The organism is Rhodococcus phenolicus, assembly GCF_001646785.1.
GTDB classification, from domain to species: domain Bacteria; phylum Actinomycetota; class Actinomycetes; order Mycobacteriales; family Mycobacteriaceae; genus Rhodococcus; species Rhodococcus phenolicus.
The window spans coordinates 26,428-42,610 of record NZ_LRRH01000055.1; the positions used below are offsets into that span (position 1 = coordinate 26,428).

Sequence of the window (16,183 nt, forward strand, 5' to 3'; positions counted from 1 at the left end):
CGGTCGGATCCGCCACGGCACCTACCACGTATCGACGACGCCGCCGCTCCCGGTGATCTCCCCTCCGTGAGCGGCTGCGTCCACCAACTGAGCTATGAGGGAACGGGTTTCGGCGGGATCGATCACGTCGTCGATCTCGAAGTATCGAGCCGCGTTGAGCCCCGTCGAGTTGGCGCGCAGCATCTCGGTCAGCAGCCGGACCCGTTCCTCGCGTTCGTCGTCGTCCGCGATCGCCTCGAGTTCGGCGCGCGTCGAGAGCCGCACCGCGCCTTCGAGTCCCATCGCGCCCATGGTCGCGCCGGGCCACGCGACCGTCATCAACGGCGAGTGGGTGCTACCGGCCAGCATGGCCTGGGCTCCGAGCCCGTAAGCGCGTCTGAGAATCACACCGATGAACGGCACCCGGATACGTGCGGCGGCAACCAGCAGGCGGGACGCGTGCCGGACCAGCCCGGTGCGTTCCGCATCCGGACCGACCATGATGCCCGGGGTGTCCACGAGGGAGATCACCGGGAATCCGTATGCGTCGCACAGCTGCAGGAACCGCGCCGCCTTGTCGCTGCCGTCGGACGTGATCGCCCCGGCCGTGTGGCGCGAATCGTTGGCGAGGATCCCGACCGTTCGGCCCTCGATCCGCCCGAGCGCGGTGCACAACTCCGGTGCGAATCCGGGCCGCAACACGGTGACGGAATCCTCATCGCACAGGGTTTCGACGACGGGCACGACATCGAAGGTCGTGCGCTCGTGTTCGGGCACGAGGTCGCGAAGGGTGGATTGATCTGCGATGGACCAGGATTCGGATCTGCCGAGGAAGTAGCCCAGCAGGTGGCAGGCCATCTCCGCGGCGTCCTCGGAATCGTCCACCGCGACGTCGACCACGCCGTTCTCGATCATCACGTCGAGCGGCCCGATATCCGCGGCCGCGACCTCACCCAGTCCTCCACCGGAGATCATCGCCGGGCCGCCCATGCCCAGCGAGGCGCGGGGCGTCGCGACGATGAGATCGGCGCAACCGGCGATGACGGCGTTCCCGGCGAAGCAGTTGTCGTCGACGACGGCGATACGCGGTACCCGGCCGGACAGCGCGGCCCACGCGGCGAACGTCGTCACGTCCAGCGCCGACACCAACGGCAGATCCGTGTCACCGGGGCGGCCCCCGCCGCCGGACGCGACGAACACCGTGGGCAGACCGAGCCGGCCGATGACGTCGAGCAGACGGTCGGTCTTGCGGTGCCCGCGCATCCCCTGGGTACCGGCCATGACGAGATAGTCGTAGGACAGCACCGCGCACGAGCGCCCGTCGATCGTGGCCACACCCCCGACGATGCCGTCCGCGACCGTGCGGTCGAGCAGTTCGTTCGTGCTGCGGCGGGACTCCTGTGCCGCGGTGACGAACCGTCCGTACTCGACGAAGCTGCCCGGATCCACGATGCGGGCGATGTGTTCGCGGGCGGAGGTCCCGCCACGGGCATGGAGTTTCTCGAGGGCATCCGGTCTCGCGGAGTCCTCGGTGAGGGCGCGGCGGGCGAGAACGTCCAGGAGGTCGGCGCGGATCGTCATGTCGACACAATAGAAACCGGTGTGCGGATGCCCAACCCCTGCCCGTCTCGGGGTCAGGCCCCGGACATACGCGTCCGCAGCAGGCCGACACCGTCCCCGTCCAGTTCGGCCGACACGGCGGCGCGGCCCACCATGGCCAGTGCGAGCACCTCCCCGGTGCCCCGGACGACGGGCCCGTCGCCTCGTTCCCAGGTCATGTCCGTGGCCACCAGCCGCAGCCCATCGGTGTAACGGGAGGGGCGGGCGAACGGATCTGGATGGTCGAGCACCGTGCGGAGACGGTCGGCGTCGATCGTGCGCGGCAGCCCCAGTGGACGACGGATGTCCTGTTGGTGCACAACGTGATCGGCGAGGGTCAACTGCGGGAACCAGCGGGTGAACCAGCTTCCCGAGATCGAGGTCGCCAGTCCCTCGACGAGCCGGTCGACGGGTACGGTACGTGCTTCCTCGACATAGTGCCGGTTGAGCCGGTCCACAGACGGATGTCGCAATCCGGCCAGGAGGTAGCGGTGCATCGGCACGGCGTCGATCGACAGGTGGCCGGCGACGTCCCGCACCGACCAGCCCGCGCACAGCGACGGTGTGTCCCATTGTTCCGGCGTCAGCGAGCGAAGCAGATCGACGAGCTCGGCGCGTTCGGCAATGATGTGCTGACGGGTGTTCACAGATACACCCCACTACATGTCTGCCGCTGCCGTGGGCGTTGCTATGACATGTCACAGGGCGCGGACCCGAATCGTCAGCTCTTCTTCTTGTTGTCCTTCTTCGCCTGCCGGCGTGCCCCGGCCGAGATGCTCGATGCCTCGTACTTCTTGCGGCCGGACGATTCCCGTGTCGTATCGACACGGATTTTCCCCGGCGACTTCACCTTGCCCCGACCCGCGGCGCCGTTGCCCGCGACGGGGGAGTCGACCCGGGCGAGGGCCAGTCGTTCCTGCTTGAGCGCTTCGGCGGACTGGCGGGCCACCGCACCCAGCCGCCGGCTGACCCGGGCCAGCGCCTCCTCGAAGACCTCGGCCTTGCCGGCGTTGCGCTGATTCGCCGACCGCCCCGTGGCCCGGGATTTCTTCTTGTCGACCTTCTCGGCACCGGCCCGGCGATACAACTTCACGTACTTGTTGCGAGCCCGGCGAATCCGGCTGTGGAGATCGATCAGGGCGTCCTCGTCGAGATCCGCCATCTGCGCCTTCTTGGTTTCCCGTACGAGAACGAATTCGTCCTCGGACAGCGAGTTCTCCAGCTTGCTCATACCTACTCCGATCATCTCGAAGGGTGGATGGTGTCAGCATCGTATCCCGCAGTCGCGCAGCCCCGGACGCACTTCCGCGGGCTCGTATCCGCAGGTTGCCGCCCGGAGAGGCCACCGACGGGCTACCGTACCGGGAGGTCGCACCACACATCCGGACCTGCGAGGGGCAGCGAGATGGAGATGGACGAACAGTTGCACGAGCTGGCGTGGCAGCTCAGTGAGGCCGGGCACGACTGGGCGGCGGTGGCCGACGAACTCGGCTGCGACGCGACGCTCGCGCAGGCCATGGCCGAGCGATATCGGGTCGACACCGATGCGCGGGCCCAGGAAGCCCAGTTCCGCCTCTTCGACGTGTGACACCGCGCCAGGGCTATCGTGTTCGGGACCCGACACGGAGATCGAACATGCCCCGCCCCGACGCACCCACGACCCTCGGCCGCCTCGCCGCCCACGGTTCCTACTTCACGGTGGGTACCGGACCGGTGCCGCCCGGGACATGGCAGCCGACGGCGACGCTGCGCGAGCGCGCGATCCGGAACGGGCTCGCCGCTGCCACCGCCGATCGGATGGGGGTCACCGAAGCCCGTGTCGCCGCGTCGACGGTGTTCTCCGGCTACGCGGCGCGGTTGTGGTCGATCGCGGTCGGCTCGACGGTGGTGGCCGGCCGCTGCGTGAGTCTCGGTGCCGAGGAACTGTTGTGGCGCAGCGAATCCGGCACGTTGCACCTGCACATCGAGCGTCCCCGTTTCGGGAATCCTGCGGCCACGGAGGTCCTGGAAGGTCAGCTCGCACCGCTGATCGAGGCGTGGAGCGACACCGTTGCGCCCGGACTGTCGTGGGGGAACGCGGCGTCGGCCCTGCGCGGCACCGGCAGCGTTCTCGGGCCGGCCGCGGACACGGTGGTCGCGGCACTGTTCCGGGACGAGCGCCTGAGCTCCGCGCTGGACCCGGCCACCGGGCGCCGGCGCAGCTGCTGCCTGTTCTACCGCACCCCGTCCGGCGGCGTGTGCGGTGATTGCCCCTTTCCGTCGGCGCCTTCGTCCCGGGGATGAACCTCATCGGGTCCGGACGACGGGGCCTCGGGATCCGACGGGGCCTGGGAATCACGGCTGGGCCGTGTTCCAAAAGTCGGCTGCCTCAGAGCCACTGACCGATCGCAGCTGCCTGGACGGTGGCCGGGTACCGCACCGCAAGTTTGTCGTAGCGCGTGGGCCACCGCCCGAAACTGCTCGAGTTGGTTGATCCCGCACTCGACCGCATGCCGATGCCGGTACACGTCCCGATCGAACGTCGGAGGTCGCCCACCACCGGAACCTCGGCGGTGGTGGGCGAGTTGGTCGGGCGGTTCGCGCAAGAACTGAAGCCTTGCCCGCCGAAACAACGAAGTCGCCTCGAGCAGCGGTGATGTCGGGTGCGGGCTGCGACGCGTGCAGGATGCAATGCCGAGTGCGACCTCCGGCCTCCTGGTTCTGCCGCGCAGCCCGGTGCGAAGCACTCGACGTCCCGTGGTCGGGAGGTCTCGCGATCGCTCAGACCTCGCCGTCGAGGGTCAGCACAACCAGCGGCATGGGCCGGTCGATCTTGGACTGGAAGTCCGCCAGCAGGGGGTTGGCGGCCAGCACCCAGGTCGCGAACTCGTCGTAGTCCGCGCCTTCGAGCACCTTGCCGGTCGCCCGGTAGGTCTTGTCCCGGAGCTCGACAGTAACCTGCGGATTCGCCTTGATGTTGTACCACCAGGCCGGGTACTTGTCCTCGATGAACGAGCTCACGAACATGATTTCGTCCCGGTACAGAGGTCCCAGCGGAGTTGTGTGCCGCTTGCCGCTCCTGGCACCGGTGGTGGTGAGCAGGATGAGGTCCCCGCCCGCGTAAGCACCGCCTACCTTGCCCGAGTTCTCCCGGAACTCCTTGATCACATCATCGTTCCAGTTGGCGATGCTGCCCTGCTGGTCCCAAGCCTGGTTCCACGGCGCATCGGGATCGTTGTAGTCGGTGATTTCGGTCTGATTCGGCTGTCCCGCAGTCGAGTAGGTTTCGCTCATGATTCGAGTGTGCCGCGGATATAGGACAGCTGCCGTCCTGAATTGTGGTGGCTGACGATCTCGTCGCCGGTCGTTCACGCGCGGCGCCCCCACCGACACCGCGCCCGCCGCAGTCACGACCTCACGTTCAGCGTGGTAACCGTCGCGGACCCTCGAGCGATGCCGGTTCGGCCACCGGGGGATCCGCCGATCGGGCTGAGTCCCGGTCCACCCCGTGTGGGACTCGGGTAGCCATTGCAGCATGCCCGGGGACAGCGGGAACTGTCGATCACGCTCTGCCGGTCATATCTCTTGGCCACCAACACATTATCGACCAATCCTGCTGGTCGAGGGTTTGTTTGCGACACGCTCACGATCGGCTCCGTATTTCGCAACAGCCCCCTGTGTGCAGGCGAAACAACCACATCTCGTTCTGAACATGGTCCGCTGGGTGGGAATCCGGCATCAAGGCGAGCTCCACCCGAGCGTTTCAACCTCGGGTGAACTCTGCTGTAGAGTGGTCGGGTTGATTCTGGGTCAGGCACGGCGGGAGGCAGGGACGCCGTGCGCTTCTTTCTGCATGCAGAAGGTTCCGAAAGGTACTGATGACCCACAACTCCAACACCTCTCATTTTCGCGCCATGCATGATCTCGTCGGATCGGCCTACTTTCCGGTATCGGCGTTGGCTCGTCTCCCGCTGTCCATGCTTGTCATGGGTGTCCTGACCTATGTCGTCGCATCGACCTCCGATTTCGCCTCGGCGGGCATCGCAGCCGCGGTCACCGGAGTGGGTGTCGCTGTAGGTGCCCCGCTGTCCGGAATCGCCTCGGACCGCTGGGGTCAGCGGCCGACGCTCCTCGTCTCGACCGCGGTATACGTGCTGGCGGTGATCGCTGTACTCGTCGCGGGGGACCCGAGCGGCGATGCTCCGGCGTTGTCGCCGGATCTGCTCGCAGCGGCATTCGCCGCCGGCATCGTGGTGCCCCAGTGTGGCCCGATGACTCGCGTGCGGTGGATCCGTGGGTTGTCGAGTCGCGGCTCGGGACACGCTGTCGCGGTTGCTCAAGGCTTCGAGGGCACGATGGACGAGCTCGGATTCGTTCTCGGACCGGCGGCCGTCGGCATCGTTGCTGCGCTCTTCGGTGCTGCAGTACCGCTGTATGTGCTCATCGCGCTCACGGTGATCGTGGTTCCTTGGTTTGCGCTGCACCCCAGTGCGCAGTTCGCAGCACCCGCCGACGGTGCCGATTCTCTGCGTGAGAGGGAGTTCTCCTCCGAACCCGCGAGGGTGTCATGGGCTCCGGTATCTGTCCTTCTCCTGGGGATGCTCGGCATCGGAACCATTTTCGGCTCGCTGGCCACCACCACCGCGGTCTTCGCCGATGAGACCGGTCACCCGGGGAGCGGGGGCCTGATCTACGCCGCGCTCGGTTTGACCTCCGGCGCAGCCGCATTGAGTGTGTCTCGGTGGAGTGAACGGCTGACCGCGTCGGCGCGGTGGAGTGCGTGTGCCGTCATGCTGGTCGCTGCTCTGGCGTTGATGTGGTTGCCGAGCGTTCCGTGGCAGATGGTAGTCGTCCTGCTGTTCGTCGGCGCGCCGATCGGGCCGATCCTTGTGACGATCTTCAAGGTCGCCGGCGATCACACGCCGGCGCGACGTCTCGGATTCATCATGACCCTGCTCAGTGCCGGAATCACCCTGGGCACCTCGATCGGAAACTGGGTCGGTGGGGAGGTTGCGAACGCGGGCGGTCACTCGGCCGCAATCTGGGTGGCCTTCGGCGCGGGTGTGTCGCTGCTGGTCTGCGGCGTGTTGTTCACCGTCGTTCGATTCGAGCCGGTGAGCCGTGCATCTGCACGGCCTGCGGCACAGGATGTGCTCGAACCGCTCGGCTGAACCACTCCTGTGGGCGAGAACACGATCAGGACCCGCTGTCGGTCGGCAAGTGCCGGAAATCCTCGAAAACCGCCCCGGCGACGATGCCGTAGGCGATCGACAGGAACAGCGAATGCGTGACACAGAACAGAAGGAAGGTGCGGACCTGCGGCTGCAGCACTAGGGCTCGAACCGGTAGCCGCGTCCCGCTTCGGTGATCAGATGCCGGGGACGTGCCGGTTCGGGTTCGAGCTTGTGGCGCAGTTGCGCGAGATAGATACGGAGATAGTGCGTTTGATCGACATAGGTGGGACCCCACAACTCGGTCAGCAACTCTCGTTGCCCGACGAGCTTGCCGCGGTTGCGGACCAGCATTTCGAGCATCCCCCACTCCGTCGGTGTCAGATGCACCGGCGCGCCGTCCCGGGTGACCTTCTTCGCCGCGAGATCGACGACGAAATCGTCCGTCTCGACAACGGGGTCGGACGAATCCGGTACCGCGGTCCCGCGGCGGACGGCCGCCCGGATACGCGCGAGGAACTCCTCCATCCCGAACGGCTTCGTCACGTAGTCGTCGGCGCCGGTATCGAGCGCGGCGACCTTGTCGGCCGAGTCGGTCCGTGCGGACAGCACGATCACCGGGGCGGTGCACCAGCCCTTCAACCCCGCCAGCACCTCGATGCCGTCGAGATCGGGCAACCCCAGATCCAGCACGATCACATCGGGGTGCCGCTGCGCGGCCGCGCGCAGGGCCCCTGCACCGTCGGCGGCGGTGATCACCTCGTAGCCGCGGGCCGTGAGGTTGATGCGCAACGCCCGCAGGATCTGTGGTTCGTCGTCGACGACGAGGATGCGGGTCACGGGTGTTCCTTCGCGGGCGCGGCGAGTTCGACGATCACGGTGGTACCGCCGCCGGGGGTGTCGGCGGTTGCGATGGTACCGCCCATCGCCTCGACGAATCCGCGAGCGACGGTCAGTCCCAGCCCCGCGCCACCGGTGGTGTGCCGGTCGCCGGTGCGGGGAAACGTGGCGAAGACATCGTCCTCGTGCTCGAGCCCCGGACCGGAATCGGCGACGGTGATGGTGACGCGTTCGTTCGTGGTGTCCGCCTCGACGCGGATCGGTCCGGTCGGGGCGTAGCGCAACGCGTTGTCGAGCAGGTTGGCCAGGACCCGTTCCAGGAGAGCGGCGTCCGCGTCGGCCATGATGTCGGCGACGTCGATTTCGACCCTTTCGCGGATGGCGCGGACGACCTCGGGGCCCCCACCGGACAGTCCGGCGAGCGCGCCGTGCACGACCTCGTCGAGATAGACGGGCGCCGGGACCGGTGTGACCACCCCGGCGGCGAGCCGGGACGAGTCGAGGAGGTTCGCCACCAGCCGGGTGAGCTGATCGGTGGACTCCTCGATGGTCGCGAGCAGTTCCGCGGTGTCCTCGGCGGAGAACTCGATGTCCGTGCTGCGCAGGCTCGACACCGAGGCCTTGACGGCTGCGAGCGGGGTGCGCAGGTCGTGGCCGACGGCGGAGAGCAGCAGCCGCCGCATCCTGTCGGTCTCGCTCAGGGCGGAGGCGCGGGCGGCTTCGGCGGCGAGTTCCTGTTGCCGGACCAGCGCGGCGGCCTGACCTGCCACGGCGGTGAGGACCCGGCGGTCCCGGGCGTGGAGCCGAGGTCCGCCGAGAAGAAGGGTGTAGGGGCTGCCTTCCACATCGCAGACGGTATCGGCGGCCTCGGGAGTCGTCGGTGGCACCGAACCGGCGGTTCCCAGCACGATCGGTGGACCGCTGTCGGCGCGGACCAGGCTCACCCCACGCTGCGTGTACGTTTCCCGGACCTTCTCGAGCAGGCGCGGGACATCCGCACCGCGCAGCACGGCCCCGGCGAACATCGCGAGCAACTCCGCTTCCCGGGACGCCAGCCGGGCTTCGCGGCTGCGCGCGGCCGCGGCATCGACGAGTGCGGCGACCGCGACGGCGATCACGAGCAGCACCACGGTGGTGACGAAATTGTCCGGTTGCGCGATGGTGAAGCTGTAGAGCGGCTCGGTGAAGAAGAAGTTGAGCAGCAGCCCGGACAACAGTGCCGCCACGATCGCCGGGCCGATGCCGCCGAACAACGCCACGGCCAGGACGACGACGAAGAACAGGGCGTTCTGCCCGGCGACGCCGGTGAGCCGATCGACCCCGGCGAGGAGGCCGGTGGCGCCGAGCGGAATGAGGAACGCGGCGATCCACGACTGCACCCGCCGGTCGCGCCGGCCACCCAGCGCCACCCGGGGTGGGGCAGCGGTGTGCTCGTGGGTGACCATGTGCACGTCGATCTTCCCGGATTCGCGGACCACGGCCGTGCCGATGCCTTCGTCGACGATCCGCGCCCACCGTGATCGCCGTGACGTGCCGATCACCAGCTGCGTCGCGTTGACCTCCCGCGCAAAATCCAGCAACGCGCCGGGTACGTCGTCTCCGACCACGCTGTGGATACTGGCACCCAGGCTCGTCGCCAGCGCCCGTACCGGCCCCATTCGCGGCGCGGCCACCCCCGCCAGCCCGTCACCGCGCACCACGTGCACGACCAGCAGCTCGGCGCTGGCCTTGGCCGCGATCCGGCTGGCTCGTCGCACCAGCGTGTCCGATTCCGGTCCGCCGGTCACCGCGACGACCACGCGCTCGCGGGCCTCCCACGTCGCGGTGATCGCGTGCTCACCGCGGTACTTGGCCAGCGCGACATCGACCTGGTCGGCGAGCCATAGCAACGCGATCTCCCGCAGCGCGGTCAGGTTGCCTTCCCGGAAGTAGTTCCGCAGCGCGGCGTCGACCTTCTCAGGGGCGTAAACGTTGCCGTGCGCAAGCCGCCGCTGCAACGCCTGCGGGGTGATGTCGACCAGTTCGACCTGCTCGGCGCGGCGCACCACCTCATCGGGGATCGTCTCGCGCTGCACCACCCCGGTGATCTGCTCGACCACGTCGTTGAGCGAGGCGAGATGCTGGATGTTGACCGTCGAGAGCACGTCGATCCCGGCGTCGAGGAGTTCGTCGACGTCCTGCCAGCGCTTCTCGTTCCGGCTGCCCGGCACGTTGGAGTGTGCGAGTTCGTCGACCAGCGCGACCGCCGGCCTGCGAGCCAGCACGGCATCGAGGTCCAGTTCCTCGAACGTCGTGCCCCGGTACTCGATCCGCTGCGGCGGAACGACTTCCAGGCCGCCGAGCTGCTCCGCTGTGCGAGTGCGCCCGTGGGTGTCCACGATCGCGACGACGACGTCGGCACCGCGGGCGATGCGCCGGTGGGCCTCGCCCAGCATCGCGTAGGTCTTGCCCGCACCCGGGGCGGCACCGAGGTAGATCCGCAGCTTTCCGCGCCGGGGCGGCAAACCGGTAACACCCATCTGTCTCCTCACGAACCGGTCGGTACGGCTGCCCCACCCTGGCAGCCGGGTGCCGTCAAGCCTAGTGCCACATTCAGTTCCGGCACGTTCACACGCTCGACGCCGAGGAACCCGAGTTGCCTTCCCTCGGTGTGTTCGGCGACCAGTTCCCGGACCCGGTCCTCGCTCGTGCCGGTTTCCCGTGCGACCCGCGGCACCTGCAATTCGGCGTAGGCGGGGGAGATGTGCGGGTCGATTCCGGACCCGGAGCCGGTGACCGCGTCGACCGGTACCCGATCGGGGGTGACCTGTTCGCGTGCCGCGATCGCGGCACGACGCGCGTCGACGAAACCGGCGAGCACCTCGCTGCTCGGTCCCTGGTTGGACGGCAGAGCCGCCGCCGGGTCGCCCGGGGTGAAGGGGTCGTCGTCGGCGACGGACCCGACCACGCGCGGATGGAAGAAGGGGTCGGGTTGCCCGGGTGCGACCTGCGGGTCCACGCCGACCAGTCGGCTACCGACGACGCAGCCGTGCGCGTCGGTCAGCTCCGAACCCTCTGCAGTCGCGGTGCCCATCCGGCTCACCGCCCACACCGCCGCCGGATAGGCGACACCGGCGATGACGGTGAGCGCGATCAGCACGAGGAATCCCACGCGGAGCTGGCGGAGAAAATTCATCGAATACATTGCGCGTTACCCCATTCCAGGGATGAGTCGGACGACGAGGTCGATCAGCCAGATACCGATGAAAGGTGTGACGACACCACCGAGTCCGTACACGAGCAGGTTGCGTCCCAGCAGTGACGACGCGCTCGCCGGGCGATAGCGAACACCCTTGAGCGCCAACGGGATCAACGCCACGATCACGAGTGCGTTGAAGATCACCGCCGAGAGGATCGCGGACTGCGGCGTCGCCAGGCCCATGATGTTCAGTCCTGCCAGCTGCGGGTAGATACCGCTGAACAGCGCTGGAAGGATCGCGAAGTACTTCGCCAGGTCGTTCGCGAGCGAGAAGGTGGTCAGGGCGCCGCGGGTGATCAACAACTGTTTGCCGATCTCGACGATCTCGATCAGCTTGGTCGGATCGGAATCGAGGTCGACCATGTTGCCGGCTTCCTTCGCGGCCGAGGTCCCGGTGTTCATCGCGACCCCGACGTCCGCCTGCGCGAGCGCGGGGGCGTCGTTGGTGCCGTCGCCGGTCATCGCGACCAGCCGCCCGCCCTGCTGTTCGGCACGGATCAGCGCCAGCTTGTCCTCCGGGGTCGCCTCGGCCAGGAAGTCGTCCACTCCGGCCTCGCCGGCGATCGCCTTCGCCGTCAGCGGATTGTCACCGGTGATCATCACCGTGCGTATCCCCATCGCCCGCAGCTGCGCGAATCGTTCGGCCATACCGGGTTTGACGACGTCGGAGAGTTCCACGACACCGAGAACAGTTGCTGCTCCAGCGGAACCACGGGCGACCACGAGAGGAGTCCCGCCGCGCCGGGCGATGTCGGTGACGAGGTCGGTGACAGCTCCCGGCATCTCGACGTCGTGGTCCTGCATCCAGCGCGCGACCGCGTCGGCGGCGCCCTTGCGGATCCGGATCGGTGTGCTGTCGGCAGGGTCCACGGTGTCGAGCCCGCTCATCCGGGTCTGAGCGGTGAACGGGACGAACTCGGCGGAACGCTCGGCAGCCGACGGGCTGGGGTCCAGGTGGTAGCGCTCGGCGCACAGTTCGACGATGCTGCGGCCCTCCGGGGTGCCGTCCGCGAGACTGGACAGGCGTGCGGCAGCGGCGAGTTCGCTGTCGGCGACACCGGGTGCGGCGTGGAGCGCGGTGGCCCGGCGGTTGCCGAAGGTGATGGTGCCGGTCTTGTCCAGCAGCAGCGTGTCGATATCGCCTGCCGCCTCGACGGCGCGCCCGGACATCGCCAGTACGTTGCGCTGGACCAGCCGGTCCATCCCGGCGATGCCGATCGCCGAGAGCAGCGCCCCGATCGTCGTCGGGATCAGGCACACCAGGAGGGCGATCAGTTCCACCGGTCCCTGTTCGGCACCGGCATACGCGCTCATCGGCCCGACCGCGACGACCGCGAGCACGAAGATGATCGTCAGTGCCGCGAGCAGGATGTTCAGGGCGATCTCGTTGGGTGTCTTGCGGCGGGCCGCGCCCTCGACGAGCGAGATCATCCGGTCGACGAACGTTTTCCCCGGCGGGGCGGTGATCTGCACGACGATGCGATCGGACAGCACCGTGGTGCCCCCGGTCACGGCGCAGCGATCGCCCCCGGACTCGCGGATCACCGGTGCGGATTCGCCGGTGACGGCGGACTCGTCGACGGTCGCGACTCCGTCGATCACGTCGCCGTCACCGGGGATCACCTGGCCGGCCTCGACCACCACCAGATCCCCGACCTGCAGCTCGGTGGCAGGCACGGACACTTCGTGTCCGGAGTCGGTGACCCGGCGGGCGACGGTGTCCTGCTTGGCCTGCCGCAGGCTGGCGGCCTGTGCCTTGCCGCGACCCTCGGCGACGGACTCGGCGAGATTGGCGAACAGCACGGTGAACCACAGCCAGGCCGTGATCGACCAGGCGAACACGGTGGGTTCGAGGACCGCCGCGACAGTGGCGACGGCCGAGCCGACGAGCACGACGAACATCACCGGGTTCCGCGCCACGTGGCGCGGATCGAGTTTGCGGAACGCGCCCGGCAACGAATCCGCCAGCTGACGCGTACTGAACGCCCCACCCGCCACGCGGTGTGGACGGGTCGACGTGATCTCCCCGCCGGGACGAATGTCGAGGGTCAACGAAGTATCTCCGTGATCTGCGCCGCGAGGCGGCGGAACGAATGGTGGTGGCGGGCGGTCACTGAAGCGCCTCCGCGATCGGTCCCAGCGCCAGCGCCGGGAAGAAGGTCAGGGCCGCCACGAGGACGGTCGTGCCGGTCAGCAGACCCGCGAACGCGACACCCGTGGTGGGGAGTGTTCCCGCTCCGGCGGGGGTGCGACGCTGGGCCGCGAGGGAGCCGGCCAGGGCCAGGACGAACACGATCGGCAGGAACCGGCCGAGCAGCATGCACATGCCGAGGGACGACTGGAACCAGTCGCTGGTGACGGTGAGCCCGCCGAAGGCGCTGCCGTTGTTGTTCGACGCCGAGGCGAACGCGTACAGCACCTCGGAGAATCCGTGGATGGCGCCCGGCGTTCCGGGATCGCCGGAGTTGCCCAGGTAGCCGGTGGTCGATGACAGGATCACAGTGATCGCGGTGCCGGTCAGCACGAGCGCCGGCATCACCAGCACGCTGAGCGCCGCGAGCGTGATCTCGCGCCTGCCGAGCTTCTTGCCCAGGAACTCCGGTGTGCGGCCGACGAGGAGACCGCCGACGAACACCGCGATGATCGCGAGCACGAGCATGCCGTACAGGCCGGTGCCCACGCCGCCCGGCGCGATCTCGCCGAGCAGCATGTTCAGCAGCACGGCACCACCTCCGAGTGGGGACATGCTGTCGTGCGCGGAGTTCACGGCGCCGGTGCTCGTGCCCGTGGTCGCGACGGCGAACAGCGCCGAACCCGGGATACCGAACCGGACCTCCTTGCCTTCCATCATCGCGCCGGCGGCGTTCGCCGCGACCCCCCGGACTCCGGACTCGGCGGCCAGCGTCACGGCCAGCAGGGTGCCGAACAGGGCGGTCATCACGGCGAGAACGGTCAGGCCCTGCTTGCGGTTGCCGATCATGGTGCCGAAGGTGCGGGTCAACGCGACCGGGATGAGCAGGATCGCGAGGATCTCCACGATGTTGCTGATCGGCGTCGGATTCTCGAACGGGTGGGCCGAGTTCGCGGCCAGGATGCCACCGCCGTTGGTGCCGAGTTCCTTGATCGCCTCCTGCGACGCCACCGGGGCCAGCGCGGTGGTGAGCGCCTGCCCGTCGAGCCCGGTTGCGGTGAAACTGCTGCGGTACGACTGGATCACGCCCTGGCTCAGCAGGATCAGCGCGATCACGAATGCGAGGGGCAGCAGGATCCGCAGGGTACCGCGGACGAGATCGACCCAGAAGTTGCCGATCTCACCGCCGCGACCGACCCGGACGAGACCGCGGATCAGAGCCACGGCCACACCCATCCCGACTGCAGCGGACACGAAGTTCTGCACCGCGAGCCCCGCGGACTGGGTGAGGTGGCTCATCGTCGTCTCGGGGACGTAGGACTGCCAGTTGGTGTTGGCGACGAACGAGATCGCGGTGTTGAACGCGACTGCGGGACTGACCCCGCCGAGCCCGTTGCCGAGGGGGAGGACACCCTGGATACGTTGGAGCAGATACAGGAACAACGCGCTCGCCAGCGAGAAGCCGAGCACACTGACGGCGTAGCCGAACCAGGTCTGCTCGGATCGGGGATCGATTCGGCACAGCCGGTAGATCAGCGACTCGATCCGCAGGTCCTTCCACCGTGTGCCGGAGTCGGTGGTGTACACCCGCGCCATGTAGTCGCCGAGTGGAACGTATGCCAATGCGAGGACCGCGACCACCAGCGCGATCTGTAGTCCCGCAGCAACAGCAGGATTCATCCGATTCTCAGAACCTCTCCGGATCGAGCAGAGCCACCAGCAGATACACGACCAGTGCCACCGCGATCACCACGAGCGCGACGCTCGCGATCCCGGCCCACGTCACCGTTGCCCACCCCTGGAATGCAGCACGCGCAGGATCAGCGTGCACAATCCGAACCCTGCGAGGATCAGCACCACAAATGCGGTGTCGGCCATCTCGTCTTCCCTTGCTGTAGAAAAGAATCCGGCGCCGGACGGCGCCGCATCACACAGTTGCACCGTTCGGGACGATTCGCCCGGATCCATGCGAAATCCTGACGCCCGCAGCTGCTGTCCTTACGAATTCCTTGCACAGGGTGTAAGCAATCCGTCAAGCTTCCGCGGCCGCGCGTAGGGAAAACGTCACGACGTGCCGTCAGCGCCGGCCGGAGCGGTAGAGGTGGAAGTGGAACCTGCACTGGGCAGGCCCACGCATCGAGGAGAGTGCGCCATGTTCGACCGCCGGCACCTGTTCGCCCGCCCCTTGCCGCAGCACAACGTCTGGCTCGATGTGTCCGACCTCGCGGCGGACCCCGATGCACTCGACACCGCCGTCGACCGCGTCCTGCAGCAGCCACGACTGCGCCTGGCGGGGGCGAGCTGTGCCCTCGGCGCCCGGGACGAGGGAGCCCGCTGCGCGGAGGCGTGCATCGACCGCGCGATCGCTGCGATGGCGCAGATCCGCCGCCGTCGCGGTGTGACCCTCACCCAGTTGGCCGTTGCGGTCGCCGGCGGGACGGATCCGGGCGTGAGCATCGAGAGTTGCCTCGACGACGCGTGTGCCCGGCACCGCTATCCGCGCCCGACGACCACGCTCCTCTTCCGCACCGCTCCCGCCGGGCGGTATCCGGCGGGCACGCTCGGCGCCGTTCCCGGCGCTGCGGTCGAGCTCTCGTGACCGGCGCAGCCGTCCGCGCAGGGACGTTCACCCCCGAGCAGGATCCGATCTCGTCGCAGCCCGCCGACCGGGTTCAGGCCGGAATCTTCCTGAGCCTGCTCGAGCGCGAATTCGAGCAGGTCACCGGCAGGATCGAATTCGCCGAACGCTGCGCGTCCGCCGAACACGGGAACGGATTCCCCGTCAGTGCACAGCGATTCGAGGACGAGGTGCGCCTCCTGTGGGCCACCCTCGCCGAGCTTCACCGGATGATCACAGCCCTGAGAGGGTTCGCAGGCCGGACCTGAGGCCGCTCAGCCACCGGGAGCATGCGTCGCGATGAACACGAGGAAGACGACGAACAGCGCCGTGGTGCCCAGGGCGAGACCCGTGATCGCTTCGCGGTGATTCGACGCGAGCCCCCGGTCCGCGCGGTTGAAACCGACCCATCCGCACGTCACCGCCACGATCCCGGTGGGAACGGTGACGAGATCACCGATGATCGGAACGAACGCGAACACCAGCGCGACGATGCCCGTGATCAGGGCGATGCTGCCGACGCCGTTGCGGTACGACGACTGCGGGGGACGCTTCGGCGGCATCTCGGGCTCCCGGGTACGAACGGACACGCGTGTCCGTTCATGATGCCGTGCCGCGGCGTGCGATGC

The 16,183-nt window shown here is 68.2% G+C and carries 18 protein-coding genes; 5 read left to right on the forward strand and 13 right to left on the reverse strand.

The window, feature by feature from the left end; genetic code table 11:
- Window positions 1-21 precede the first annotated feature (21 nt).
- From A8G15_RS15740 to A8G15_RS15750, 3 genes are all read right to left on the reverse strand, one after another.
- Window positions 22-1,560, reverse strand: a complete 1,539-nt coding sequence (locus A8G15_RS15740) for an acyl-CoA carboxylase subunit beta (RefSeq protein WP_068161274.1) — start codon at window positions 1,558-1,560, stop codon at window positions 22-24.
- A 53-nt stretch (window positions 1,561-1,613) separates the two neighbouring features.
- Window positions 1,614-2,225 (reverse strand): maleylpyruvate isomerase family mycothiol-dependent enzyme, encoded by a 612-nt coding sequence (locus A8G15_RS15745; protein WP_068161275.1) that lies wholly within the window; start codon window positions 2,223-2,225, stop codon window positions 1,614-1,616.
- A 74-nt stretch (window positions 2,226-2,299) separates the two neighbouring features.
- Window positions 2,300-2,809: a hypothetical protein gene (locus tag A8G15_RS15750; protein WP_068161276.1), complete on the reverse strand. Its 510-nt coding sequence runs from the start codon at window positions 2,807-2,809 to the stop codon at window positions 2,300-2,302.
- A gap of 174 nt (window positions 2,810-2,983) precedes the next feature.
- Here A8G15_RS15750 and A8G15_RS15755 point away from each other — a divergent pair, with 174 nt between their 5' ends.
- Together A8G15_RS15755 and A8G15_RS15760 are read left to right on the forward strand one after the other, a co-directional pair.
- A complete protein-coding gene (locus tag A8G15_RS15755; RefSeq protein ID WP_068161277.1) occupies window positions 2,984-3,166 on the forward strand; it encodes a hypothetical protein in 183 nt (60 codons plus the stop codon).
- 47 nt (window positions 3,167-3,213) lie between these two features.
- Window positions 3,214-3,861 carry a (2Fe-2S)-binding protein gene (locus A8G15_RS15760; RefSeq protein WP_068161278.1) on the forward strand — a complete coding sequence of 216 codons (648 nt, stop codon included), beginning with the start codon at window positions 3,214-3,216 and terminating at the stop codon, window positions 3,859-3,861.
- A 477-nt stretch (window positions 3,862-4,338) separates the two neighbouring features.
- Here A8G15_RS15760 and A8G15_RS15765 read toward each other — a convergent pair whose 3' ends face one another.
- A complete protein-coding gene (locus A8G15_RS15765) occupies window positions 4,339-4,851 on the reverse strand; it encodes a nitroreductase/quinone reductase family protein (protein WP_068161279.1) in 513 nt (170 codons plus the stop codon).
- A 620-nt stretch (window positions 4,852-5,471) separates the two neighbouring features.
- On the opposite strand from A8G15_RS15765, the gene A8G15_RS15770 reads away from it, so the two are divergent.
- The gene (locus tag A8G15_RS15770; RefSeq protein WP_169833900.1) at window positions 5,472-6,728 is read left to right on the forward strand and encodes an MFS transporter; all 1,257 of its coding nucleotides are present in this window, start codon (window positions 5,472-5,474) and stop codon (window positions 6,726-6,728) included.
- A 25-nt stretch (window positions 6,729-6,753) separates the two neighbouring features.
- Here A8G15_RS15770 and A8G15_RS32230 read toward each other — a convergent pair whose 3' ends face one another.
- Genes A8G15_RS32230 through A8G15_RS30690 form a run of 8 tightly spaced genes read right to left on the reverse strand, consistent with a single transcriptional unit; the run spans window position 6,754 to window position 14,905 of the window.
- Entirely contained in the window at window positions 6,754-6,888 is a 135-nt protein-coding gene (locus tag A8G15_RS32230; RefSeq protein WP_281180686.1) for a hypothetical protein, read from the reverse strand.
- Window positions 6,888-7,568 (reverse strand): response regulator, encoded by a 681-nt coding sequence (locus A8G15_RS15775; RefSeq protein WP_068161281.1) that lies wholly within the window; start codon window positions 7,566-7,568, stop codon window positions 6,888-6,890. The genes A8G15_RS32230 and A8G15_RS15775 overlap by 1 nt, the downstream gene beginning before the upstream one ends.
- Window positions 7,565-10,087, reverse strand: coding sequence for a sensor histidine kinase (locus tag A8G15_RS15780; RefSeq protein WP_068161282.1), 2,523 nt, complete (start codon window positions 10,085-10,087; stop codon window positions 7,565-7,567). Before A8G15_RS15780 ends, A8G15_RS15775 begins: the two co-directional genes overlap by 4 nt.
- A gap of 8 nt (window positions 10,088-10,095) precedes the next feature.
- Window positions 10,096-10,752 (reverse strand): potassium-transporting ATPase subunit C, encoded by a 657-nt coding sequence (locus A8G15_RS15785; RefSeq protein WP_068161283.1) that lies wholly within the window; start codon window positions 10,750-10,752, stop codon window positions 10,096-10,098.
- Window positions 10,753-10,758: 6 nt separating this feature from the next.
- The gene (gene kdpB / locus A8G15_RS15790) at window positions 10,759-12,858 is read right to left on the reverse strand and encodes a potassium-transporting ATPase subunit KdpB (RefSeq protein WP_082899937.1); all 2,100 of its coding nucleotides are present in this window, start codon (window positions 12,856-12,858) and stop codon (window positions 10,759-10,761) included.
- 58 nt (window positions 12,859-12,916) lie between these two features.
- Window positions 12,917-14,617, reverse strand: coding sequence for a potassium-transporting ATPase subunit KdpA (kdpA, locus tag A8G15_RS15795; protein ID WP_068161284.1), 1,701 nt, complete (start codon window positions 14,615-14,617; stop codon window positions 12,917-12,919).
- A 7-nt stretch (window positions 14,618-14,624) separates the two neighbouring features.
- The gene (gene kdpF / locus A8G15_RS15800) at window positions 14,625-14,723 is read right to left on the reverse strand and encodes a K(+)-transporting ATPase subunit F (RefSeq protein ID WP_068161285.1); all 99 of its coding nucleotides are present in this window, start codon (window positions 14,721-14,723) and stop codon (window positions 14,625-14,627) included.
- Window positions 14,720-14,905, reverse strand: coding sequence for a hypothetical protein (locus A8G15_RS30690; protein ID WP_156665423.1), 186 nt, complete (start codon window positions 14,903-14,905; stop codon window positions 14,720-14,722). Before A8G15_RS30690 ends, kdpF begins: the two co-directional genes overlap by 4 nt.
- Window positions 14,906-15,089: 184 nt before the next feature.
- On the opposite strand from A8G15_RS30690, the gene A8G15_RS15805 reads away from it, so the two are divergent.
- Together A8G15_RS15805 and A8G15_RS15810 are read left to right on the forward strand one after the other, a co-directional pair.
- Entirely contained in the window at window positions 15,090-15,536 is a 447-nt protein-coding gene (locus A8G15_RS15805; protein ID WP_068161286.1) for a hypothetical protein, read from the forward strand.
- Complete coding sequence (locus A8G15_RS15810) at window positions 15,533-15,823, forward strand: hypothetical protein (protein WP_068161287.1); 291 nt, start codon at window positions 15,533-15,535, stop codon at window positions 15,821-15,823. The genes A8G15_RS15805 and A8G15_RS15810 overlap by 4 nt, the downstream gene beginning before the upstream one ends.
- A gap of 6 nt (window positions 15,824-15,829) precedes the next feature.
- Here A8G15_RS15810 and A8G15_RS15815 read toward each other — a convergent pair whose 3' ends face one another.
- The gene (locus A8G15_RS15815; protein ID WP_342671585.1) at window positions 15,830-16,144 is read right to left on the reverse strand and encodes a hypothetical protein; all 315 of its coding nucleotides are present in this window, start codon (window positions 16,142-16,144) and stop codon (window positions 15,830-15,832) included.
- Window positions 16,145-16,183: the final 39 nt, after the last annotated feature.